The sequence below is a fragment of the Streptomyces sp. NPDC051738 genome, assembly GCF_044453205.1.
GTDB lineage: Bacteria > Actinomycetota > Actinomycetes > Streptomycetales > Streptomycetaceae > Streptomyces.
Window position 1 is genome coordinate 306,568 of record NZ_JBITCM010000011.1, and the last position, 20,831, is coordinate 327,398.

Here is a 20,831-nt window from a genome sequence, read left to right on the forward strand (position 1 = left end):
GCCGCACATGGGCACCAGCCCGAACGAGCCGAGCCGAAGAACCCTCCTCTCCCTCGCCACCACCGCGGGCCTCACCGCCGCCCTCGGCACGCTGCCCGCCTTCACCGCCTCCGCCGCGCCCGACCGCCCCGCCGCCGGGGTCCCGCTGCCCGCCGACGCCTCCCGGCACCGGCTGTGGTGGCAGGCACCCGGCGACGAGGGCTCCCTGATCGAACAGGGCCTGCCCGTCGGCAACGGCCGCATCGGCGCCCTCGCGAGCAACGACCCCGGCCGCGAACTGCTGCTGATCACCGACGCCACCATGTGGACCGGCGGCCTCAACGACACCCTCGACCAGGACGGCCAGTTCCCCTACGGCCGCTCCGACTTCGGCTCGTTCACGCTGCTCGCCAAGCTCACCGTCGACATCCTTGACCACGACCTCGGCGCCGTGGGCGGCTACCGCCGCACCCTCGACCTCGCCCAGGGCCTCGTCACCAGCTCCTACGTCCGCTCCGGCGTCACCTACCGGCGCGAGATGTACGCCAGCCACCCCGACGACGCCATCATCCTGCACTTCACGCAGAGCGGCGGCGGCCACTACACGGGCTCCCTCACCCTGACCGGCACCCACGGCGAGACGCCCACCGCCGCCGAGTCCTTCGGCGCGACCCTCCCCAACGGCCTGCGCTACGGCGCCGCCCTCAAGGCACGCGGCAGCGGCGGCAAGGTCACCGTGCACGGCACCCGGATCGACTTCTCCGGCTGCAAGGACCTCACCGTGGTGGTCAGCGCCGGCACCAACTACGCGCCCGACGCAGGGGCCGGGTTCCGCGACCCCGCCCTCGACCCGGAGCGACTGGCACGTACGAAGGTCCGGGCCGCCTGCGCCGTATCGGCCGACGCCCTGCGGCGCACCCATGTCGCCGACTACCGCGCCCTGTACGGACGTCTCGACCTCTCCCTGGGCCCTTCCACGGCCGCGCAGCGCGAACTGGACACCTGGGAGCGCCTGCACGCCCGCACCCGCGATCCCGAACCCGACCCCGAACTGGAGGCGGCCTACCTCCAGTTCGGCCGCTACCTCATGATCTGCGGCTCGCGCGACAGCCTGCCCCTCAACCTCCAGGGGCTGTGGCTGGACGGCAACGACCCGGACTGGATGGGCGACTACCACACCGACATCAACATCCAGATGAACTACTGGATGGCCGACCGCACGGGCCTGTCGTCCTGCTTCGACGCCCTCACCGACTACTGCGTCGCCCAGCTCCCGTCCTGGACCGACACCACCCGCCGCCTCTTCAACGACCCGCGCAACCGCTACCGCAACTCCACCGGCGAGAACGCCGGCTGGACCGTCGCCATCTCCACCAACCCCTACGGCGGAGGCGGCTGGTGGTGGCACCCGGCGGGTAACGCCTGGCTGTGCACCACCCTGTGGGAGCACTACGAGTACACCGGGTCGCGCGAACACCTGACGAAGATCTACCCGCTGCTGAAGGGCGCGTGCGAGTTCTGGGCGGCGCGGCTGCTCACCACCACCCTCCCCGGCACATTGAAGGAGGTCCTGGTCGCGGACAGCGACTGGTCGCCGGAGCACGGCCCGCTCGACGCCAAGGGCATCACCTATGCTCAGGAACTGGTGTGGGCGCTGTTCGGGAACTACTGCACCGCGGCGGCCGAGCTGCGGAAGGACACCGACTACGCGGACCGGATCGCCGCACTGCGCAGGAGGCTGTACCTGCCGCGGGTCAGCCCGACCACCGGCTGGCTGGAGGAGTGGATGTCCCCCGACAACCTCGGCGAGACCACGCACCGCCACCTGTCCCCGCTCGTCGGCCTGTTCCCCGGCGACCGCATCCGCCCCGACGGTTCCACCCCGGCCGACCTCGTCGCCGGCGCCACCGCCCTGCTCACCGCGCGCGGCATGGAGAGCTTCGGCTGGGCCAACGCCTGGCGCAGCCTGTGCTGGGCCCGCCTGAAGGACGCGGACAAGGCGTACCAGCTGATCGTCAACAACCTCCGCCCGTCCACCGACGGCAGCAACGGCACGGCGTTCAACCTCTTCGACATCTACGAGGTGGAACGCGGCCGGGGCATCTTCCAGATCGACGCCAACTTCGGTACGCCGGCCGCGATGGTGGAGATGCTGCTGTACTCCCGGCCGGGACACATCGAACTCCTCCCGGCACTCCCCGACGCCTGGGCCGCCTCGGGGTTCGTCAAGGGCGTGTCCGCACGCGGCGGCTTCGAGGTCGACCTGAGCTGGCGCGACGGGAAACCGACCGAGGCCCGTGTCCGAAGCGTCGGCGGTCGCACGACGACGGTCGCGTACGGCGACGAGTCCCGCACGGTCACCCTGAAGCCCGGCGCCTCCGTCACCCTGAAGGACCTCGCCCGGTGAGGGCCCATCTCCCGCTGGCAGCCGTCCTGTTGACGCTCGTCGCCTGCCAGTCGGCGCCCGCCGAGGCGACCGGTGCCGGGAGCGGCGTGGTCACCTGGGCGGCGAGCGCCGACCGCATGGGCGACGGTGTCGCCGGCCGCAGCTACCGCCTCGTCGTGCACACCAGCGTGGGCGGCACCGACGTCCGGATCCGGCTCTCCAACGCCTTCGGGGACCGGCCGTTGACCTTCGACAACGTCCACGCGGGCATCCAGGAGCAGGGCGCCGAGCTGCGGCCGGGCAGCAACCGGCGCCTGGCCTTCGGCGGTGCGCGCACGGTCACCGTGCCGGCGGGCGGCACCGTGTGGAGCGACCCGCTGCCCGGCAGGCTGCCCGCCGCGACCAACCTGGTCGTCAGCCTGCACAGCCCGGACGCGGGCGGCCCCGCGAGCGGCCACTGGATGGCCATGCAGACGTCGTACGCCACCCAGGGCGACCACACCGCCGAGGAGAGCGGCGCCGCCTGGACCATCCCGACCGGCTCCTGGTTCTACCTCGACGCCGTCTCCGTCCGCGCCCCCGCGGGCACCGGAGCCGTGGTCGCCCTCGGCGACTCCATCACCGACGGCTGGCAGTCCACGTCCGACCTGAACCGCCGCTGGCCCGACTACCTGGCCCGCCGCCTGAAACGGGCCGACACGACCGTGCGGGGCGTGGCCAACGAGGGCATATCCGGGAACAAGGTCCTCACCGACCTTCCCGGGCAGAGCGCGCTGAACCGGCTGGAGCGGGACGTCCTGTCCCAGCCGGGCGTGCGCACCGTCTTCCTCTTCCAGGGCGTGAACGACATCAAGGCCCACTCGGGCGTCACGGCCGAGGACCTGATCGAGGGTTACCGCGAGATCGTGGACCGGGCGCACGCGGCCGGGAAGTGCGTCGTGGTCGCGACCGTCGGCCCCTTCAAGGGCTGGCACGAATGGGACCCGGCCGCCGAGGCCGTCCGCCAGGAGGTCAACACCTTCATCCGCACCAGCGGCGAGTTCGACGCCGTCACCGACTTCGACCGCATCCTGCGCAGCCCCTACGACCCCGCACGGATGCTCCCCGCCTTGGACGGCGGCGACCACATCCACCCCAACGACAAGGGCATGCAGGCGATGGCCGACGCCGTCGACCTGAACGCCCTGGAGTGCACCGCCACCGACTGATCAGCACGGGCCAGGGGGACCCGGTGCGGAACGCCTGAGCTGCGGGGATAGGGTGCAGCCTGGCTCGTCTGCGTCGTCCCCCCACTCGAAGGATCAGCCGGCTCCCCATGACAGACACCCGCACCGACTCCCGTACGGGCTCCCGGACCGACTCCCGCCCCCGGCGACTCCTGGTCCGGGTGATCCGCTGGATCTTCGGCGGCATCGCCGCGTTCGTCGCCGCCTTCTGGCTCGTCACCGCGTCCCTCGATCTCGCCCTGTCCGCGGGCCTCTACGGCACACCGGGCACGTACAAGGTCGAGCGCTGCTACGACACGAACGACAGCCGCAAGAGCTCCGACATCTCCTGTTACGGGGACTTCACACCGGACGGCGGCGGTGCCGACGACGCCTTCTACGTCCACCTTGAGGACACCGGGCACGACTACCCGGACGGCACCGAGTTCGCCGCCCGGGAAGGGCTCGAAACGCAGTCCATTCAGCGGGCCGGGATCTGGGGCGTCGTGGGCGAGCTGTGGCAGGTCGGGTTCGCCGCGGCTGCCCTCACCTGGCTCGCGTACCTGGTGGTCAGGCCGCCCAAGTCGGGCAAGCCGAACCGGAGTCGGGAGCCCTCGCGGCGCGAGAAGGCGGCCGAGCGGGTGGGGCTCGGTATCTTCGCCTGCGCTGTTGTGGGTGTCCTGGGCTGGGCCGTCAACCTCGCGTGGTCGATCGCTGCCTCCTAGCGGCGGACCGCTTCGAGCGCCGGGCACGCAAAGTCGCGGGCCACGCGAAGTCGCTAGTCGCGCAACGTCTTCGCCCAGTCCGCCGGCACCCGCCCCGCGGGCCCCGGTGTCGGCTGATCCGCCGGATGACTGACCGGAGGCGCCAGCTCGGGCCCGGACTCGAACAGCTCGTTCGTCTCGTAGCTCCAGTACCACGCCTCACCCGGCTCGAAGCTCTGCACCAGAGGGTGCCCGGTGTCCCGGTAGTGCCCCGTCGCGTGCTTCGCGGGTGAACTGTCGCAACACCCCACGTGCCCGCACTGCGCGCACCGCCGCAGATGGAACCACCACCCGCCGGCCGCGTCGCACTCCACGCACCCGCCGCCACTGGGCGGCACGCCTGGGTCGATCCCCTTCTCGGCACTCATGCGGACTCCTCACTCATGCGGACTCCTCGGCAAGGTCGATCTCGGGTGTGTCGTTCTCGGCCGCGGTGAGCGGAAGCAGCACCTGGAACCGCGTGTCACCCGGCACCGACTCCACCTGGATGTTGCCGTGATGCTTGTTGACCACGATCCGCCAGGAGATGTCGAGGCCGAGCCCGGTGCCCTCACCCACGGGCTTCGTCGTGAAGAAGGGATCGAAGATCCGCCCCCGGTTCTCCGCCGGGATGCCCACCCCTGTGTCACGGAACTCCACCAGCAGCCGGTCGTGATCCGGTGCCGTGCGCACGGTCAACGTCCCTTCGCCGCCCGCGCTGTTGATCGCGGCGACCGCGTTGTCGATGAGGTTCGTCCAGACCTGGTTGAGCTCCGCCGGGTACGCGGGGATCTTCGGCAGCGTACGGTCGTACTCCTTGACGACCTTGATCTGCCGGCCGATCTTGCCCGACAGCATCAGCAGGGTGCTGTCGAGGAGTTCGTGCACGTCGGCGTTCTGGAAGGGCGCGCGGTCGAGCTGGGAGTACTGCTTGGCGGCGTCGACGAGATGCGAGATGCGCGCGGTCGAGTCGTTGATCTCGTCCATCAACAGCTCGGTCTCGACGGTGTAGTTGAGCCACCCGATCGCGTTCGGCAGGATCTCCTCGTCCACCGCCGTCGCGACCTGGTCCAGCCAGTCCACGTCGAGACCGGCCTGCACGAAGGTCGGCGCGATCCGCCAGGCCTGCTGGATGTCGTGGTCGTCGAGCCAGTCGGTGACCGCGTCCTCCCGGTCGGCGGCCTCCAGCGGACTCAGCGTGGGGGCCTTGGCGACCCGCTCGGCGGTGCGTTCCTGGATGTCGATGAGGTTCGCCATGACCTCGGGGGAGTAGGAGCCCTGCGCGATGATGGCCAGCTTGTGCCGCATCTTGCCCACCCGCTCGCGCAGCGTCGCGGTCGCCCGTACGGCCGCCGCCGCGGGGTTGTTGAGCTCGTGCGTGAGCCCGGCGGACAACGAGCCCAGCGCCAGCAGCCGTTCGCGCTGCCCGATGGCCCGCTGGGTGCTCTTCGAACCGAAGAAGAGCCCCTCCAGCAGATGCACCGCCATCGGGAACCACTCCTGCATGATCTCCGCGAAGGTGTCGGCGGGCAGCACGAAGAACCGCGTCGGCTCGGTGACGCGCATGGAGTTGTTGTAGGCCTGCCGCACCCGGTCACCCAGGTACGCCTGCATGGACCCGGCGTACACCCCGCGCTGCGAGGTCCGGGTCACCTCCACGTCGTCCCCGCCGACCCGGCGGGACAGCACGACGGTGCCCTCGATCATCACGTAGAAGCAGGTGGCGGGGTCGCCCTCGGTGTACACGGGCCCCGGCTCGAACCTCTCCACCCGTCCCTCGCCGCACAGCCTGCCGAGCTGCTCGGGGGAGAGCTTCTCGAACAGGAACAGCGACCCGATCTCCCCGGGTTGGCACGGCATCAACTGCCCGCTCATGACTGCTCCAGGTAACGGTGGACGAGCATCACGGCCATGGCTCCCTCTCCGACGGCGGACGCGACCCGCTTCGCGGACTCGGCGCGCGCGTCGCCCGCCACGAACACGCCGGGAACACTGGTCTCCAGGTGGTACGGCGGCCGGTCCAGCTCCCAGCCCGCCGGCGGCCGTCCGTCGGACGTCAGGTCGGGCCCGGCCAGGATGAACCCGCGGCCGTCCCGCAGCACCGCCTCGTTCAGCCAGTCGGTGAGCGGGGCCGCGCCGATGAACACGAACATCCACTGGGCGTCGACGAGTTCGCTCCGCCCGCTGTCCACCTCGCGCAGCGTCAGCTGCTCCAGATGGTCGGAGCCGTGCGCGGCCTCGACGACCGTGCCCGTGCGCACCGAGATGTTCGGCGCCTCGTCGATCTGCTGGATCAGGTAGTGCGACATGGACGCCGACAGCGACGCCCCGCGCACCAGCAGCGTCACCGACTTCGCGCCCCGCGACAGATACATCGCCGCCTGCCCGGCGGAGTTGGCGCCGCCGACGATGTACACGTCCTGGCCCTGGCATGCGGGCGCCTCCGTCAGTGCCGACCCGTAGTACACCCCGCAGCCGGTCAGGTCGTCGCAGCCGGGCGCCTGGAGCTGCCGATACGACACACCGGTCGCCAGGATCACGCTGTGCGCGGCGACCGCCGAGCCGTCCGAGAACCGTACGATCCGGGCGGCGCCGCTGACCTCCAGTCCCGTCACCTCGCGCGCGGAGAGGATCTCGGCGCCGAACTTCGTCGCCTGCCGGCGGGCGCGGTCGGTGAGTTGTGCGCCCGACACTCCGTCCGGGAAGCCCAGGTAGTTCTCGATCCGGGAGCTCTGCCCGGCCTGCCCGCCGGTCGCCGACCGCTCCACCAGCACCGTCCGCAGCCCTTCCGACGCCCCGTACACGGCGGCGCCGAGCCCGGCAGGCCCGCCGCCGATGACGACGAGGTCGTAGAAGTCGGCCGTCGGCGTCGTGGCCAGCCCCACCTTCGCGGCCAGCTCGGGCGCCTCGGGCGCGACGAGGGCCGTACCGTCCGGCGTGACCACCAGCGGCAGCCGCTGCCCGTCCTGCCCGGCGGCGGCCAGCAGTCGCTGCCCCTCGGGCTCGTCGGCCGAGTACCAGCGGTACGGCACCTGGTTGCGGGCGAGGAACTCCCGCACCTCCGACGACCGTGCCGACCAGCGGTGTCCGACCACCTTGGTGCTGGGCACCGGCCGGTAGTCGCTGCGCCGCCAGGCCTCCAACAGGTCGTCCAGGACCGGATAGAGCTTCTCCTCCGGGGGGTCCCAGGGCTTGAGGAGGTAGTGGTCGAGATCGACGACGTTGATCGCGTCGATCGCCGCGTTGGTGTCCGCGTAAGCGGTCAGCAGCACCCGGCGCGCGCCCGGGTACACGTCCAGGGCCTGTTCGAGGAACTCGATGCCGTTCATCTGCGGCATGCGGTAGTCGGCCAGGATCACGGCGACGAGATCACCGCGCAGCTTCAGCTCGCGCAGCGCTTGCAACGCGGACTCGCCGGACTCCGCGCGCACGATCCGGTGCGACTCGCCGTAACGCCGTCGCAGGTCGCGGGCGACCGCCCGGGACACTCCCGGGTCGTCGTCCACGGTCAGGATGACGGTCCGCGCCGTGTCGGCGGCCTGTGCCATACGTCTCCCACCCCGAGGGTCGCGTACTCGACGCGGCGGTGGACGTCCGGATGGCGCAGTCGCCGCGCCGACTCCGGCCCCATCGTATGTTCGATCCGCCCGCTTCGCTCGGGCATGTGCGAGGTGGGCACGCTGCGTCGGTTTCGAGTGTCATGGGCACAGCGTGGTGAAGTGAAGACTGGGTACCACGGACGGTGACCGCGACCGCGACACGAGGAGGCAGCCGGAAATGACGCGCCCGATCACGGCAGGGGTGGACGGATCGGAGGAGAGCCTCGCCGGGCTGGCCTGGGCCGCCCGCGAGGCGGTCCGCCGGGGGCTCGCCCTGCGGCTGGTGCACGCCTGGCGGTTCCAGCCGCACGAGGCGCTCGACGCGGGATACGCCAAGGACGCCGACACCCAGGGCCGGTGGGTGCGGGAGGGGCTGACCGAGGCCGCCCGTTCCGTCACCGAGCGGCACCCCGGCCTCGACGTCACCACCGACGTCCTCGACGGTGGGCCCGCCGAGACACTGGTAGCCGCGGCGGCCGAGGCCGAGATGCTGGTGCTGGGGTCACGGGGCCACGCCGCCGTGGTCGGGTTCCTGCTGGGCTCCGTCGGACAGCAGGTGATCGCCGGGGCCGCGCGGCCCGTCGTCCTCGTACGCGCCGACGACCAGCCCTCGGCGGAGGCCGCCGGACGCGAGGTCGTCGTGGGACAGCAGGGCGACCCGGACGACAGCGCCGCCGTGCTGCGGTTCGCGTTCGAGACGGCCGCGGCGCGCGGAGCGACCGTGCGCGCCGTACGGGCCTGGACCCTGCCGCCGCTGTTCGCCTACAGCCCGGGCTCCCTGAAGCTCCTCGACGAGGCCGGTGGCCTGGAGCCGTACGAGAAGAAGGCGCTGGGCGAGGCGCTGCTGCCGTGGCGGGAACGCTTCCCGGACGTCCGTGTCGTCGAGCACGTCGAGATGGGCAGTGCCGGGCAGGTGCTGCTGTCCGTCGCCGGGCGGGCCCAGCTGATGGTCGTGGGGCGCCGCGCCCGCCGTACGGCCGTGGGCGCCCGGATCGGCTCGGTGGCACACGGCGTTCTGCACCACGCGGACTGCCCCGTGGCCGTGGTGCCGCACGACTGAGTCAGTCGGACGTCGTCGGCCGCAGCGTCTCGCGGGCCGTGGGCAGAATGTTGTTGAGGTAGTCCTCGACCACCGCGTCCAGGCCGATGTCGTGCTGCGCCCGCTCGGACAGGTACCAGCGGTGTTCGAGCAGCTCGTGGTAGATCTCGGCCGGGTCCATGGAGCCGCGCAGCTCCAACGGCACGGCCCGCACGGTGGGGCGGAAGACGTCGCGCACCCAGCGGTGCGCGAGCACCTCGGGGCGGGCGCCGAGCGGGTCGCCCGGGGCGTAGTCGTCCTGGGTGGCCATCCAGCTCTCCAGGTCGTTCAGAAGCCGTCGGGCCTGGTTCTCCTCGGTGTCCAGGCCCGTCAGGCGCAGCAGTTGACGCTGGTGGTGGCCGGCGTCGACGACCTTCGGCACGAAGGTGACCGTGTCGCCGTTGGTGGCGTGCTCGATCTGCATCTCGGCCACGTCGAAGCCGAGCTCGTTCAGACGGCGGATCCGGCGCTCGATGTAGTGGTACTTGCCCGCCGGGTAGACCGAGGTGCGGGTCAGCTCCTGCCACAGGCTCCGGTAGCGGGCGCAGATCTCGGTGCCGAACTCGATCGCGTCGACGGAGGGGTGCAGCGCCCCGGACGCCTCCAGGTCCAGCAGCTCGCCGCTGATGTTGACCCGGGCGAGGTCCAGGTCGTACTCGCGCTGGCCGGTGCTGAGCTGCGGGTGCAGATCGCCCGTCTCGGCGTCCACGAGGTACGCGGCGTAGGCGCCGGCGTCCCGCCGGAACAGTGTGTTGGACAGCGAGCAGTCGCCCCACGCGAACCCGGCGAGGTGGAGGCGGACCAGCAGCACGGCCAGCGCGTCCATGAGGCGGTGCATGGTCGCGGGGCGCATGGTCGTCTCGAACATCGAGCGGTACGGCATCGAGCCGCCCAGGTGCCGGGTCACCAGGACCGACTCCAGGGGGCTGTCGCCGGCGTCGGTGCGCCCGGTGACCACGGCCAGCGGGTCCACCGCCGGGATGCCGATGCGGTCCAGGTCGCGCAGCAGCTCGTACTCGCGCAGCGCCGGGCGCTCGGCGAGTTCCTTGACCGCGATCACCTCGTCGCCGGCGCGGGCGTAACGCACCACGTGCCGGGATATACCGCGCGGCAGCGGGACGAGGACGTCCTCCGGCCACTGCTCCAGAGGCAGATGCCAGGGCAGCTCCAGCAGGAGCGCGGGGTGCTCCGGGTTGGTCGCGCTGATCTGCAGTGCCATGGGCCGTTCGTCCTCGCCTCGCCGGTGATCGTCACCTCACCCTAGAGCGCGCGTTCCCGGGCCTGAAGCGCGGCGTCGCCCACCGGGCCGCGGTGCACGGGGCCGTGGCCGGGCAGCAGGACGTCGCCCTTGAGCCCTTCGAGCACGTCCAGCGAGGCCACGGCACGGGACCGCTCGCGGTGGAACATGTCCGGCAGCAGCTGCGGCCCCTTGACCCGTGAGGTGGGGTGCCCGCTCACCAGGGCGTCGCCCGCGATCACCACACCGGCGTCCGGCAGATGGAAGGCGCAGTGCCCGTCGGTGTGGCCGGGCGTGTGCACCGGGAGGGGACGGCCGGGCAGGTCCAGCGGACCGGCCGACGGGAACGCCTCGGGGGAGACGACCGGCACATGCGCGGTGCCGCCGGAGCGGATCGCGTGGATCGCCCAGGGCAGGACCCCCGGCCGCCAGCCGTTCTTCAGGACCGTCCCCACGCTCACCTGGTGCAGGAACTCCCGGCGGGCGTGCGGCACTTCGGCCTCGTGAAGGTAGATCGGCGTGCCGTACGTGTCGCGCAGGTACTCGGCGTTGCCCAGGTGGTCCGTGTGCGCGTGGGTGATCAGTACGGCCGTGACCGCCTCCGGCGAACTCCCCACCTCCGCGAGCGAGGCGAGCAGCGTGGCCCGGTCCCCGGGGTAGCCGGTGTCGATCAACGTCACCGCGTCGCCCTCGGTCAGGATCACCCAGTTCGTGTTGCTGCCGTGCACCAGATGGGTGCCGTCGGCGACTTGCTGTATGTCTACCCGCATGATCGTCCCGCGTGGTGAGGTCCGTGCCCGACGGGCACAGCAAAGCAGATCAAGATGAAAGCGCGTTCGGCGGGGCCGGACGCATCCCGAACAGGAACCGCGTGAGGCGCGTTCTGCGCACCACGCACTCGTACAGCACGAGGATCACGGCCAGCGAACCCGTCACGATCACCGTGTACTCGACCACGATCGGCGCCGACCAGCCCACCACGCCGTACGCCAGGACGACCACGACCGGCTGGTGCAGCACGTACAACGGCAGGGCGGCGACGCCCAGGTATCCCATCACCGGCCCCGGGCGGGCCCGCGCGCCCCGCTGTTCGCGCGGCCGGTCCAGCGTGCCGAGGATGGCCACCACGAGGCACCAGCCCGCCGCGCTGAACAGGGCGCGGGTGACCAGCGCGAGCGGCGTGCGGTCGGTGAACGGGTCGTCCAGGGTCATGAATCCGGGCCCGCACGCGGCGAACAGGACCACCCCCGCCACGCCGAGCGGCCGGGCGAGCCGGCGCATGACGGCCCGGATCCGCTCGTCCCCGGCGAGAGCGAAGCCGTAGAGGAAGAACACCAGGTAGGCCCAGTGGTGCCAGGCCGCGTAGTCCTCCTCCATGCCCAGCGGCACCTGGAGCAGCGCGAGCGGCAGCACGGGCAGCACAAGCAGGGCCGGGTGCCGGGCGACGATCTCCGCGGCACGGTCGCCGCCGGCCGCGAGACGTGCCGTGACCGGAGCCAGCAGCAGGCAGAACGCGAGCAGCAGGAGCACGAACCACAGATGGCCGGACTCGAAGTGCTCCCCGCCGAGGAAGAACGGGAAGTCGGCGAGGTCGAGGTGGACGGTGAAGTAGCGGGGCAGGAAGCGCCCGTACGACTCGTCGTAGGCCGGGTCGGCGGCGCGCAGCCGCAGCCACTGGGGGAGTGGGTTCAGCACGACCATGGTGAAGACCAGGGGAACTCCCAGACGCACCAGGCGTTCCCGGGCGAAACGGCCGGCGCCGCGGCGGCGCACGGAGTACCGGGCACCGAGCCCGGCTACGAGGAACAGCACAGGCATCGCCCAGACCACCGCGAACCCGGCGAGGACCGTGATCGCCTCCGTGGTCTGCGCGTTCTGGACGTAGTAGTCGCCCTCCGTGGCGAAGACCAGGGCCGCGTGGAAGAAGACCAGACCGAGGACGACGAGGACCCGCAGCACGTCCAGTTCGCCGCGCCGGGGAGCCGTGGCCGGTGCCTGCGTCCGAGCGCTCATCCGCATCAGTGTGGCGGCACTGCAGGGCTCCGCCCAGAGGAAGGGCTGCCTCCGGCACCGTCCGCCGGAGGCAGCCCCCGCGCGCATCCGAAGCGTCCGCCTCTGACGCCTCAGTGCACGCCGTTCGGGCGGAACTGCACGCTGATGCGCGGTCCCGCGGCGCGCGTGGTCTTCGGTACCGAGTGCTCCCAGGTCCGCTGGCAGGAGCCGCCCATCACGATGAGGTCGCCGTGCCCCAGCGGACGGCGCACCGTCTCGCCACCGCCGCGCATCGGACGCAGCAGCAGATCCCGGGGCGCGCCCACGGAGAGGATGGCGACCATGGTGTCCTCGCGCGCGCCCCGCCCGATCCGGTCCCCGTGCCAGGCCACGCTGTCCCGGCCGTCGCGGTAGTAGCAGAGCCCCGCCGTGGTGAACGGCTCGCCCAGCTCCTCGGCGTAGTGCGCGGTAAGCGTGTCCCGGGCCTCCGCGAGCACCGGGTGCGGGAGTACGTCGTCCGCGCCGTAGAAGGCGAGCAGACGCGGTACGTCGACCACGTGGTCGTACATCGTGCGCCGCTCCGCACGCCACGGCACCTCGGCGGCGAGCTCTTCGAACAGCGCGTCGGCCCCGCTGAGCCAGCCGGGCAGGACGTCGATCCAGGCGCCGAGGGCGAGCCGGGTGCGGCGGATCCCGGCCGGCCGCCCGAGCCGTAGCTCGTCGGTCTGGTCGAACAGGGAGCCCTGGAGGTGCGTGGTCATGGATCCAGCGTACTCCTGAATCGAAAACCTGTTCCCATTCGGTGCCGGATCCGTGACGGATCCGGCCGGGCCCTGTTGGATACATTCGTGTATCGGATACATTCATGTATCGAACGGAGGTCGGGACATGGTGGTGGAGGGCACGACCGGGCGCGTCACCAAGCGCCGCGTCCGCACGCGGGCCAATCTCCTCGATGCCGCGTTCACGGTGTTCGCGGCCAAAGGGTTCGGCCGCGTCTCCATCGAGGAGGTCTGCGAGGCCGCCGGCTACAGCAGAGGCGCCTTCTACTCCAACTTCGACAGCCTGGACGAGTTGTTCTTCGCCCTGTACCAGCAGCGCGCGGACGTGATCGCCGAGCAGGTGTCCGGGGCGCTCGCCGTCGACGGGCCGGGCCTGGACGTGCCCGCCGCCGTGGACCGGGTGACCGAGGTGCTGCTCCTGGACCGCGACTGGCTGCTGGTGAAGACGGACTTCCTGGTCCATGCCGCGCGGGACCCGGCCGTCGCCCAGACCCTGCTGGAACACCGCGCCCGGCTGCGCGGGGCGATCGCCGACCGGCTCGCCCGCGCGCGGGGACACACCGCACTGCCCGCCGTGCTCGGCGACATCGACGGCGCCGCCCACGCGGTGGTCGCCGCGTACGACGGCGTCACCACCCAACTGCTGCTGGACAAGGACGTCGAGCACGCCCGCGTCTGGCTGGGGCAACTGCTCACCGCGCTGCTCACCGACGGCAGCGACACCACCGCATAGCCACACCACCGCATAGCCACACCACCGAATGAGGAAGGGACGGTCGCCATGGACGCCGAAGTCATCGTCGTCGGAGCGGGACTCGCGGGCCTGGTCGCCGCGAGCGAACTGACCAGCCGGGGCCGCAGGGTCGCGCTGGTGGACCAGGAGAACGCCGCCAACCTCGGCGGGCAGGCCTTCTGGTCCTTCGGCGGGCTGTTCCTCGTCGACTCCCCGGAGCAGCGGCGTCTGGGCATCAAGGACTCCCTCGACCTGGCCTGGAACGACTGGCAGGGCAGCGCCGGGTTCGACCGGGTGGACGACGAGGACTCCTGGGCGGTGCGCTGGGCGCGCGCGTACGTCGAGTTCGCGGCCGGCGAGAAGCGGGCCTGGCTGGACGGGCACGGCATCAAGTTCCTGCCCACGGTGGGCTGGGCGGAGCGCGGCGACCTGCGCGCCCACGGCCACGGCAACTCGGTGCCCCGGTTCCACATCGCGTGGGGCACCGGTACCGGCGTCGTCGAGCCGTTCGTGCGGTACGCCAAGCAGGCCTCGCGCGATGGGCTGCTCACCTTCTACCACCGCCACCAGGTCGACGAGCTGGTCATCGAGGACGGGGCGGCGCGCGGCGTGCGCGGCACGGTGCTGGCCGAGGACAACTCGCCCCGCGGTGTCGCCTCCAACCGCGACCGCGTCGGCGAGTTCGAGCTGACCGCACAGGCCGTCATCGTCACCACCGGCGGCATCGGCGCCAACCACGACATCGTCCGCCGCTACTGGCCCGAACGGCTCGGCACCCCGCCGGCCGAGATGGTCACCGGCGTCCCCGCCTACGTCGACGGGCGGATGCTCGACATCAGCGCGGAGGCGGGTGCACGGCTGGTCAACCGCGACCGCATGTGGCACTACACCGAGGGCCTGCAGAACTGGGACCCGATCTGGCCCGGCCACGGCATCCGCATCCTGCCCGGCCCGTCCTCCCTGTGGTTCGACGCCCTCGGCCGCCGCCTGCCCGACCCGTGTCTGCCGGGCTACGACACCCTCGGCACCCTCAAGTACCTGCGTACGACCGAGGACATCGCGGGCTACGACCACTCCTGGTTCATCCTCACCCAGAAGATCATCGAGAAGGAGTTCGCGCTGTCGGGCTCCGAGCAGAACCCCGACATCACCGCCAAGGACCGCGCCGGGTTCCTGAAGGAGCGGGTGCTCGGCAAGGGCGCCCCGGGGCCGGTGGCGGCGTTCCTGCGCAACGGCGCGGACTTCGTGACCGCCCCGAACCTGGAGCAACTGGTCGAGAAGATGAACGAGTTGACGGAAAAGCCGCTCCTGGACGCGGAGGGCCTGCGGCGCCAGATCGAGGCCCGCGACCTCCAGATCACCAACCCCTACAGCAAGGACGCCCAGGTGCAGGGCATCCGCAACGCCCGCCGCTACATCGGCGACCGCCTCGGCCGCGTCGCCACCCCGCACCGCATCCTCGACCCCGCGGCCGGCCCCCTGATCGGCGTGAAGCTGCACGTCCTGACCCGCAAGACCCTCGGCGGCATCCAGACCGACCTCGACTCCCGCGCGCTGGGAGCCGACGGGACGCCGATCGACGGCCTGTACGCGGCCGGCGAGGTCGCCGGCTTCGGCGGCGGCGGCGTCCATGGCTACAACGCCCTGGAGGGCACCTTCCTCGGCGGCTGCCTCTTCTCGGGCCGCGCGGCGGGCCGGGCGGCGGGGCGGCAGACGGCCTGACGGTGACGTACGGCCCGTCTTCTCAGGCTTCGAGGAGGCGGGCCAGCACGGCGGCGTGGCTCTGCTCGGGCGACTTCGACGCGGTCAGCAGGGTCACGTCGCCCTTGCTCGCCCATGCCCGTACGTGATCGAGGAGTTCGGCCGCCTCGGGGACGGCCAGCTCCGCCTCGTAACGCTCGGCGAACTCCTCGTACGGCCGCTCGTCCGCGTGATACCAGCGTCGCAGCTCCGTGGACGGGGTGAGCCCCTTGGGCCACTCGTCGACGCGGGCCGCCTCCTTGGACAGCCCGCGCGGCCACAGTCGGTCGACCAGGACGCGCATACCGTCCTCGGGCTCGGGTGCTTCGTACACGCGGCGGATGCGAACGCTCATGACCGGGCCTTTCTCGGACGCTCGCGGTCGGATGCGAGCCCCTCGGATGCGCGTGGAGACCCGCCGAATCCGACGAATCATCACATTTACTTACAAGTTTCTTACAAGTGTCGGTCAAGGTCGATGCATGATCTCGCACAAGTCCCGTGTCGCCCTGCTGGTCGCCTCCCTGCTGCTGACCGGCTGCGGCGCCGGTGCCACAGCGACGCCGGATGACGAGCCCGCGGTCTCCCGCACCCCCAGGCCCGACGCCGCCGCCGGCGCCGCCGTCGAGGCGGCCACGCGGAAGCTGCCCGGACTTGGCCCGGTGACCTGGGCGAGTGTGCCGTCCTACACCCGACAGGCCCTCGTCGTGACCGGAGACGGCAGGGACTCCTCACACTCCACCGTCGTCCTGTACGAGCGCACTGACAGCGGCTGGAGGGCGGGCGGCAGCTGGCCCGCTCGCAACGCGCTGCGCGGCTGGACCGACCACCACGTGGCCGGCGACCTGCGCTCACCCATCGGGGTCTTCACACTGACGGACGCCGGGGGCCTGCTGAATGACCCCGGGACCAGACTGTCGTACGACTACGGCGACGGATTCATCGCCAGCGGTACCGGCTTCGAGGGCGAACCCCTCGCCGGTTCCTTCGACTATGTGATCGCCATCGACTACAACCGCAGGACCGGCACCTCGCCCCTCGACCTGACCCGCCCGCTCGGCACTGAACGCGGTGGCGGCATCTGGCTCCACGTGGACCACGGAGCGCCCACCCAGGCCTGCGTCAGTCTCGCGCGGGAGCACATGAGGCTGTTGCTGCTGGCGCTCGACCCCGACCGGTATCCCGTCGTCGTCATGGGTGACGCCGAGTCACTCGCCCGCTGACGAGACGGTCACCCGGCCCGCTGCCGCAACGCCCTTCGCTCGGCCTCGCTCGTGCCGCCCCAGATACCGATGAACTGGTCCATGTCGAGCGCCCAGCGCAGACACTGGTCCCGGACCGAGCAGCGCCGGCAGACGGCCTTCGCCTGCTCCGTCTGCAACACGGTCGGTCCGGACGTGCCGATCGGGTAGAAGAGGTCGGGGTCCTCATGGCGGCAGGCGGCGCTGTTTCGCCAGTTGTCCATCAATGTCACCTGCGATCGTCGAACGTGCCCTCGGTGGATGCATTACTCGTTTTCGAGTCGCCTGTCGATGCGCGAGTGAAACCCCGTGGGACCCCGTCGGATCCGGTCACTGTTCGCGCATGCCCCACGGGGAGCCGTACGCGGTCAGCAGATCCAGGAAGGGGCGGGCCGGGAAGGCCTCGGGGCCCAGTACGCCCGCGCCCGACCAGGCGCCGGTGGCGAGGAGTTCGAGGGCCACGACCGGGTTGATCGCGGTCTGCCACACCACGGCCTGACTGCCGTACTCCGCCATCGACCACTGGTTGTCGACCACGTGGTACAGGTACACCTCGCGCGGCTTCCCGTCCTTGACGCCCCGCACCCAGGTGCCCGCGCAGGTCTTGCCGTGCATCCGCTCGCCCAGGGTCGCCGGGTCCGGCAGACACGCGGCGACGACGTCCCGGGGCGAGACCCGCACCGGCCCGTCGGCGCTCGGCACGGTCACCGGCTCGGTGCTGTCCAGGCCCAGCAGATGCAGCGTCTGCAGCGTGCTGACGAACTCCTCGCCGAGGCCGTACTTGAAGGTCACCCGGCGCGCGTCGACCCAGCGCGGCATCAGGAGCACCTCCTCGTGCTCGACGTTCACGCACTCGACGGGGCCGATCCCCTCGGGGAAGTCGAACACCTCAGGCTCGCTGAAGGGCTCGGTGGTGAACCAGCCGCGGTCCTTCTCGTAGACCACCGGCGGATTGAGGCACTCCTCGATCGTGGTCCAGATGCTGAAGGACGGCGCGAAGTCATAGCCGTCGACGGTGAGGTTCGCGCCGTCACGGACGCCGAGCTCCTCGATCTCGTCGAAGAGCTCGGCGGCCGCGTACCGGGCGAACACGTCCGACAGGCCCGGCTCCACGCCCATGCCGACGAGGGCCAGCGCGCCCGCCTTCTCCCAGTCGGCCGCCTGCTCGAACTGGGCGTCGCCCAGCTTGACGCCGCACTCCTCATAGGGCCGCTGCGGATGCGGCCGCGACAGCGACATGGCCATGTCCACGTAGGTGGCCCCGGAGGTACGCGCGGCCTGGAACAGCGGCATCACGAAGCGCGGGTCGGTGGCGTTGAGGAGCACGTCGCACGCGTGCCGCTCCAACAGGGCGGTCACCGCCGTCTCGTCGTTCGCGTCCACACGCTCGGCCCGGAACCGGGCGTCGCCGCCCAGCGCGGCCACGGCCGCCTCGGCACGCGCGAGGTCGTAGTCGGCGACCACCATCGCCTCGAAGAACGGACGCCGGGCCGCGATCCGGGTGACGGCGGTACCCACACCACCGGCGCCCACGAGCAGTACACGCATGACATGACTCCCTCGACTGAAGGTCTACGACGTAGTGGGGCCCCGCCGGAGATACAACGCCGCCCGGTCACGTAAGGTCAATGGCGTTGGCATAAGGCGGGGCGGGCTGCAAACGGACGGAGAGCATCGTGCCGAAACCAGTCGTTCCCGAGGAGGAGCGGCGCCGACGACGTCCCACGAAGAGCGGCACCGTGCTCTCCGAGCGGCTCATCGTCGAAACGGCGCTGCGCATGCTGCGTGAACACGGCAGCGCCGGTCTCACCGCCCGCCGTCTCGGCCTGGCCCTCGACGCCGACCCCAGCACGCTGTACCGGTACTTCCGCGGCATGGACGAGCTGACCCTCGCCATCGGCGACGCCCTCATCGGCCAGGCGCTTCAGGGCTGGGAGCCGACGGGGGAGTGGCGTGAAGACCTGCGCGCCGTCGGGCTGCGCATCCACGCCGCGTACGTCGCCCATCCCCAGGCCGCCGTGCTGACCACGAACCGGGTCACCGGGCGCGCCAACGAACTCGCCGCGGACGAGGCCGTGTTGGACATCCTGCGCAGGGCGGGATTTCCGCTGGCGGACACCGTTCGCATTTACCACGCCTTCATCGACCAGACCCTGGCCTTCGCCGCGCTCGACGCGGCGTCGTTGGCTCTGCCGAGTGAGGCGTTGCGGGCTGACGAGCGTATGTGGCGGTCGACGTACGCGCGGTTGCCGCGGGCCACGCATCCTCGGATCTCCGAGGCGGCGCCTCTGCTGGCCACTCGGATGGTGACGAGTGCTTATCCGACGGCTCTGGAGATGCTTCTCGACAGCGTGGCCGGGCAGTTGGAGGCGTTGCGTTAACTGTCCACTGGTCGCGCCACGCGGCTGCGGCGCCGTCGTGGATGGTCGCGCAGTTCCCCGCGCCCCTTGAGGGCGTTGCAGAAAACGTCGGCAGAATCCGCCCGACCTGCTCAGCCGCGCAGCGACTCCGCCGCTGTTTCCGTCACCGCCTTCGTCACCGCGGCCAGCGCCGGCGAGTCCAGTTTCCACTGTTGCCAGTACAGCGGGACGTCGACCGGGCGGTTCGGGGACAGTTGCACGAGGCTGCCGTCCTCGAAGAGTGGTTTCGCCTGCACCTCGGGGAGCAGGCCCCAGCCCAGGCCTGCGGTCACGGCCGACAGGAAGCCCTCCGAGGTGGGGACGTAGTGCCGTACCGCACTCGCGCCGGCGCGAGTGCGACGCAGTGCGCGGACGAACGCGTCCTGGAGATCGTCACTGCGGTCGAAGGTCATCACCGGCGCCCGCGCGAGCGCTTCCCGCAAGGAGCCGCCGAGGTGCCGCTCGGCGAACTCCGGGCTCGCCGCGGCCAGATAGCGCAACCGGCCGAGCGGACGTACGGAGCAGCCCGCCACCGCGTCGGGTGCGGAGGTCACCGCGGCCATCACCAGCCCCTCCCGCAGCAGCGTCGCCGTACGGCTCTCGTCCTCCCGCCGCAGCTCGAAGCAGAGCGGCGGCTCCTGGGGCACCCGCCTGAGCGCCGTCAGGAACCACGTCGCCAGCGAGTCGGCGTTGACCGCGATCGACACCCGGGTCGCGTCGCCGTCCCCGCTCAGCCCCAGCTCGGCCCGCGCATCCCGCTCCAGCCGCGCCAGCTGACGTGCGAAGCGGACGACGACCTCACCCGACTCGGTCGGCCGCACCGGCTTCGTCCGCACCAGCAGCACCCGCCCCGTGCGCTGCTCCAGTGCCTTCACCCGCTGGCTCACCGCCGACGGCGTCACATGCAGCGCGGCGGCGGCCGCGTCGAAGGTGCCCTCGTCCACCACCGCGAGCAGGGTCCGCACCTGGTCGAGGGGAAGCTCCGTCAGCTCTGTCCGCATCAGTTCCCGTCCCATGCGCTACGTTCTTAAGCCGTGCTAATGATACGTAAGAATCTTTAGCTGTACGTCAAGAGATCGCTTCCCTAGCGTCAATGGCATGACAAACGCCTTGACCACCGCTGCCGCCGGGTTCGGCACCGGCCTCTCGCTCATCGTCGCCATCGGCGCGCAGAACGCCTTCGTCCTGCGTCAGGGGATCCGGCGCGACGCCGTCCTCGCCGTCGTCGGCATCTGCGCCCTGTCCGACGCGCTCCTCATCACCCTGGGCGTGGCCGGTGTCGGCGCGGTGGTCGTGGCGTGGCCCGGAGTGCTGACGGCGGTCGCGTGGATCGGCGGGGCGTTCCTGCTCTGCTACGGCGCTCTCGCCGCCCGCCGGGTCTTCAGGCCTGGCGGCGCCCTGTCGACGGACGGCGACGCGTCGGGGTCACGGCGACGGGCGGTGCTGACCTGCCTCGCGATGACCTGGCTCAATCCGCATGTCTACCTCGACACCGTGTTCCTGCTCGGCACGGTCGCCGCCGACCGTGGCCCGATGCGCTGGACGTTCGGGCTCGGCGCGGTACTGGCGAGCCTGTGCTGGTTCGCCGCGCTCGGCTTCGGGGCGCGGCTGCTGAGCCGCCACCTGGCGAAGCCGGGGGCCTGGCGCGTGCTGGACGGCCTGGTCGCGGCGACGATGATCGGGCTGGGTGCCACCCTCATCGCCGGAAACTGAGACG

20 protein-coding genes are annotated in these 20,831 nt (G+C 71.3%); 9 read left to right on the forward strand and 11 right to left on the reverse strand.

The window, feature by feature from the left end; all coding sequences use genetic code 11:
* The first annotated feature begins 7 nt into the window (after positions 1–7).
* The 3 genes from ACIA8X_RS26460 (at position 8) to ACIA8X_RS26470 (ending at position 4,295) form a co-directional block, all read left to right on the forward strand.
* A complete protein-coding gene (locus ACIA8X_RS26460; protein ID WP_399459236.1) occupies positions 8–2,386 on the forward strand; it encodes a glycosyl hydrolase family 95 catalytic domain-containing protein in 2,379 nt (792 codons plus the stop codon).
* Positions 2,383–3,573 carry an SGNH/GDSL hydrolase family protein gene (locus tag ACIA8X_RS26465; protein WP_393443333.1) on the forward strand — a complete coding sequence of 397 codons (1,191 nt, stop codon included), beginning with the start codon at positions 2,383–2,385 and terminating at the stop codon, positions 3,571–3,573. Before ACIA8X_RS26460 ends, ACIA8X_RS26465 begins: the two co-directional genes overlap by 4 nt.
* Positions 3,574–3,680: 107 nt before the next feature.
* Positions 3,681–4,295, forward strand: a complete 615-nt coding sequence (locus ACIA8X_RS26470) for a hypothetical protein (protein WP_399459237.1) — start codon at positions 3,681–3,683, stop codon at positions 4,293–4,295.
* Positions 4,296–4,348: 53 nt separating this feature from the next.
* Here the strand turns inward: ACIA8X_RS26470 and ACIA8X_RS26475 are convergent, their stop codons facing one another.
* Genes ACIA8X_RS26475 through ACIA8X_RS26485 form a run of 3 tightly spaced genes read right to left on the reverse strand, consistent with a single transcriptional unit; the run spans position 4,349 to position 7,861 of the window.
* The gene (locus tag ACIA8X_RS26475) at positions 4,349–4,702 is read right to left on the reverse strand and encodes a UBP-type zinc finger domain-containing protein (protein WP_399459238.1); all 354 of its coding nucleotides are present in this window, start codon (positions 4,700–4,702) and stop codon (positions 4,349–4,351) included.
* A gap of 13 nt (positions 4,703–4,715) precedes the next feature.
* Positions 4,716–6,188 (reverse strand): ATP-binding protein, encoded by a 1,473-nt coding sequence (locus tag ACIA8X_RS26480; RefSeq protein WP_399459239.1) that lies wholly within the window; start codon positions 6,186–6,188, stop codon positions 4,716–4,718.
* Positions 6,185–7,861 (reverse strand): FAD-dependent oxidoreductase, encoded by a 1,677-nt coding sequence (locus ACIA8X_RS26485; RefSeq protein ID WP_393443325.1) that lies wholly within the window; start codon positions 7,859–7,861, stop codon positions 6,185–6,187. The genes ACIA8X_RS26480 and ACIA8X_RS26485 overlap by 4 nt, the downstream gene beginning before the upstream one ends.
* A gap of 229 nt (positions 7,862–8,090) precedes the next feature.
* Here ACIA8X_RS26485 and ACIA8X_RS26490 point away from each other — a divergent pair, with 229 nt between their 5' ends.
* On the forward strand, positions 8,091–8,972 hold the full coding sequence (locus tag ACIA8X_RS26490; protein ID WP_399459240.1) for a universal stress protein: 882 nt from the start codon (positions 8,091–8,093) through the stop codon (positions 8,970–8,972).
* 1 nt (position 8,973) lies between these two features.
* On the opposite strand, the gene ACIA8X_RS26495 is transcribed toward ACIA8X_RS26490, so the two are convergent.
* The 4 genes from ACIA8X_RS26495 to ACIA8X_RS26510 form a co-directional block, all read right to left on the reverse strand.
* Positions 8,974–10,209 carry a DUF4032 domain-containing protein gene (locus tag ACIA8X_RS26495; protein WP_399459241.1) on the reverse strand — a complete coding sequence of 412 codons (1,236 nt, stop codon included), beginning with the start codon at positions 10,207–10,209 and terminating at the stop codon, positions 8,974–8,976.
* Between the two features lie 41 nt (positions 10,210–10,250).
* Positions 10,251–10,997: an MBL fold metallo-hydrolase gene (locus ACIA8X_RS26500; protein ID WP_393443319.1), complete on the reverse strand. Its 747-nt coding sequence runs from the start codon at positions 10,995–10,997 to the stop codon at positions 10,251–10,253.
* 49 nt (positions 10,998–11,046) lie between these two features.
* Positions 11,047–12,240: an acyltransferase family protein gene (locus ACIA8X_RS26505; RefSeq protein ID WP_399459242.1), complete on the reverse strand. Its 1,194-nt coding sequence runs from the start codon at positions 12,238–12,240 to the stop codon at positions 11,047–11,049.
* A gap of 110 nt (positions 12,241–12,350) precedes the next feature.
* Positions 12,351–12,980 (reverse strand): alpha-ketoglutarate-dependent dioxygenase AlkB, encoded by a 630-nt coding sequence (locus ACIA8X_RS26510; protein ID WP_399459244.1) that lies wholly within the window; start codon positions 12,978–12,980, stop codon positions 12,351–12,353.
* A 127-nt stretch (positions 12,981–13,107) separates the two neighbouring features.
* On the opposite strand from ACIA8X_RS26510, the gene ACIA8X_RS26515 reads away from it, so the two are divergent.
* A complete protein-coding gene (locus ACIA8X_RS26515; RefSeq protein WP_393443313.1) occupies positions 13,108–13,734 on the forward strand; it encodes a TetR/AcrR family transcriptional regulator in 627 nt (208 codons plus the stop codon).
* A gap of 48 nt (positions 13,735–13,782) precedes the next feature.
* Positions 13,783–15,456: an FAD-binding dehydrogenase gene (locus ACIA8X_RS26520; protein WP_399459245.1), complete on the forward strand. Its 1,674-nt coding sequence runs from the start codon at positions 13,783–13,785 to the stop codon at positions 15,454–15,456.
* A gap of 22 nt (positions 15,457–15,478) precedes the next feature.
* On the opposite strand, the gene ACIA8X_RS26525 is transcribed toward ACIA8X_RS26520, so the two are convergent.
* Entirely contained in the window at positions 15,479–15,829 is a 351-nt protein-coding gene (locus ACIA8X_RS26525) for a DUF488 domain-containing protein (protein WP_399459246.1), read from the reverse strand.
* Between the two features lie 127 nt (positions 15,830–15,956).
* On the opposite strand from ACIA8X_RS26525, the gene ACIA8X_RS26530 reads away from it, so the two are divergent.
* A complete protein-coding gene (locus ACIA8X_RS26530) occupies positions 15,957–16,697 on the forward strand; it encodes a hypothetical protein (protein ID WP_393443308.1) in 741 nt (246 codons plus the stop codon).
* Between the two features lie 8 nt (positions 16,698–16,705).
* On the opposite strand, the gene ACIA8X_RS26535 is transcribed toward ACIA8X_RS26530, so the two are convergent.
* Both ACIA8X_RS26535 and ACIA8X_RS26540 read right to left on the reverse strand, forming a co-directional pair.
* On the reverse strand, positions 16,706–16,939 hold the full coding sequence (locus tag ACIA8X_RS26535) for a WhiB family transcriptional regulator (protein WP_393443306.1): 234 nt from the start codon (positions 16,937–16,939) through the stop codon (positions 16,706–16,708).
* A 106-nt stretch (positions 16,940–17,045) separates the two neighbouring features.
* Positions 17,046–18,263, reverse strand: coding sequence for a saccharopine dehydrogenase family protein (locus tag ACIA8X_RS26540; protein ID WP_399459247.1), 1,218 nt, complete (start codon positions 18,261–18,263; stop codon positions 17,046–17,048).
* Between the two features lie 128 nt (positions 18,264–18,391).
* On the opposite strand from ACIA8X_RS26540, the gene ACIA8X_RS26545 reads away from it, so the two are divergent.
* On the forward strand, positions 18,392–19,096 hold the full coding sequence (locus ACIA8X_RS26545; RefSeq protein WP_399459248.1) for a TetR/AcrR family transcriptional regulator: 705 nt from the start codon (positions 18,392–18,394) through the stop codon (positions 19,094–19,096).
* A gap of 110 nt (positions 19,097–19,206) precedes the next feature.
* On the opposite strand, the gene ACIA8X_RS26550 is transcribed toward ACIA8X_RS26545, so the two are convergent.
* Positions 19,207–20,130, reverse strand: a complete 924-nt coding sequence (locus ACIA8X_RS26550; protein ID WP_399459249.1) for a LysR family transcriptional regulator ArgP — start codon at positions 20,128–20,130, stop codon at positions 19,207–19,209.
* An 82-nt stretch (positions 20,131–20,212) separates the two neighbouring features.
* Here ACIA8X_RS26550 and ACIA8X_RS26555 point away from each other — a divergent pair, with 82 nt between their 5' ends.
* The gene (locus ACIA8X_RS26555) at positions 20,213–20,827 is read left to right on the forward strand and encodes a LysE/ArgO family amino acid transporter (RefSeq protein WP_393443298.1); all 615 of its coding nucleotides are present in this window, start codon (positions 20,213–20,215) and stop codon (positions 20,825–20,827) included.
* Positions 20,828–20,831: the final 4 nt, after the last annotated feature.

Excerpts from the sequence above, each read along its gene's own strand:
- ACIA8X_RS26460 (WP_399459236.1), top strand. The coding sequence starts at position 8 with ATGGGCACCAGCCCGAACGAGCCGAGCCGAAGAACCCTCCTCTCCCTC.
- ACIA8X_RS26470 (WP_399459237.1), top strand. The coding sequence starts at position 3,681 with ATGACAGACACCCGCACCGACTCCCGTACGGGCTCCCGGACCGACTCC.
- ACIA8X_RS26475 (WP_399459238.1), bottom strand. The coding sequence starts at position 4,702 with ATGAGTGCCGAGAAGGGGATCGACCCAGGCGTGCCGCCCAGTGGCGGC.
- ACIA8X_RS26480 (WP_399459239.1), bottom strand. The coding sequence starts at position 6,188 with ATGAGCGGGCAGTTGATGCCGTGCCAACCCGGGGAGATCGGGTCGCTG.
- ACIA8X_RS26485 (WP_393443325.1), bottom strand. The coding sequence starts at position 7,861 with ATGGCACAGGCCGCCGACACGGCGCGGACCGTCATCCTGACCGTGGAC.
- ACIA8X_RS26490 (WP_399459240.1), top strand. The coding sequence starts at position 8,091 with ATGACGCGCCCGATCACGGCAGGGGTGGACGGATCGGAGGAGAGCCTC.
- ACIA8X_RS26495 (WP_399459241.1), bottom strand. The coding sequence starts at position 10,209 with ATGGCACTGCAGATCAGCGCGACCAACCCGGAGCACCCCGCGCTCCTG.
- ACIA8X_RS26500 (WP_393443319.1), bottom strand. The coding sequence starts at position 10,997 with ATGCGGGTAGACATACAGCAAGTCGCCGACGGCACCCATCTGGTGCAC.
- ACIA8X_RS26505 (WP_399459242.1), bottom strand. The coding sequence starts at position 12,240 with ATGAGCGCTCGGACGCAGGCACCGGCCACGGCTCCCCGGCGCGGCGAA.
- ACIA8X_RS26510 (WP_399459244.1), bottom strand. The coding sequence starts at position 12,980 with ATGACCACGCACCTCCAGGGCTCCCTGTTCGACCAGACCGACGAGCTA.
- ACIA8X_RS26515 (WP_393443313.1), top strand. The coding sequence starts at position 13,108 with ATGGTGGTGGAGGGCACGACCGGGCGCGTCACCAAGCGCCGCGTCCGC.
- ACIA8X_RS26520 (WP_399459245.1), top strand. The coding sequence starts at position 13,783 with ATGGACGCCGAAGTCATCGTCGTCGGAGCGGGACTCGCGGGCCTGGTC.
- ACIA8X_RS26525 (WP_399459246.1), bottom strand. The coding sequence starts at position 15,829 with ATGAGCGTTCGCATCCGCCGCGTGTACGAAGCACCCGAGCCCGAGGAC.
- ACIA8X_RS26530 (WP_393443308.1), top strand. The coding sequence starts at position 15,957 with ATGATCTCGCACAAGTCCCGTGTCGCCCTGCTGGTCGCCTCCCTGCTG.
- ACIA8X_RS26535 (WP_393443306.1), bottom strand. The coding sequence starts at position 16,939 with ATGGACAACTGGCGAAACAGCGCCGCCTGCCGCCATGAGGACCCCGAC.
- ACIA8X_RS26540 (WP_399459247.1), bottom strand. The coding sequence starts at position 18,263 with ATGCGTGTACTGCTCGTGGGCGCCGGTGGTGTGGGTACCGCCGTCACC.
- ACIA8X_RS26550 (WP_399459249.1), bottom strand. The coding sequence starts at position 20,130 with ATGGGACGGGAACTGATGCGGACAGAGCTGACGGAGCTTCCCCTCGAC.
- ACIA8X_RS26555 (WP_393443298.1), top strand. The coding sequence starts at position 20,213 with ATGACAAACGCCTTGACCACCGCTGCCGCCGGGTTCGGCACCGGCCTC.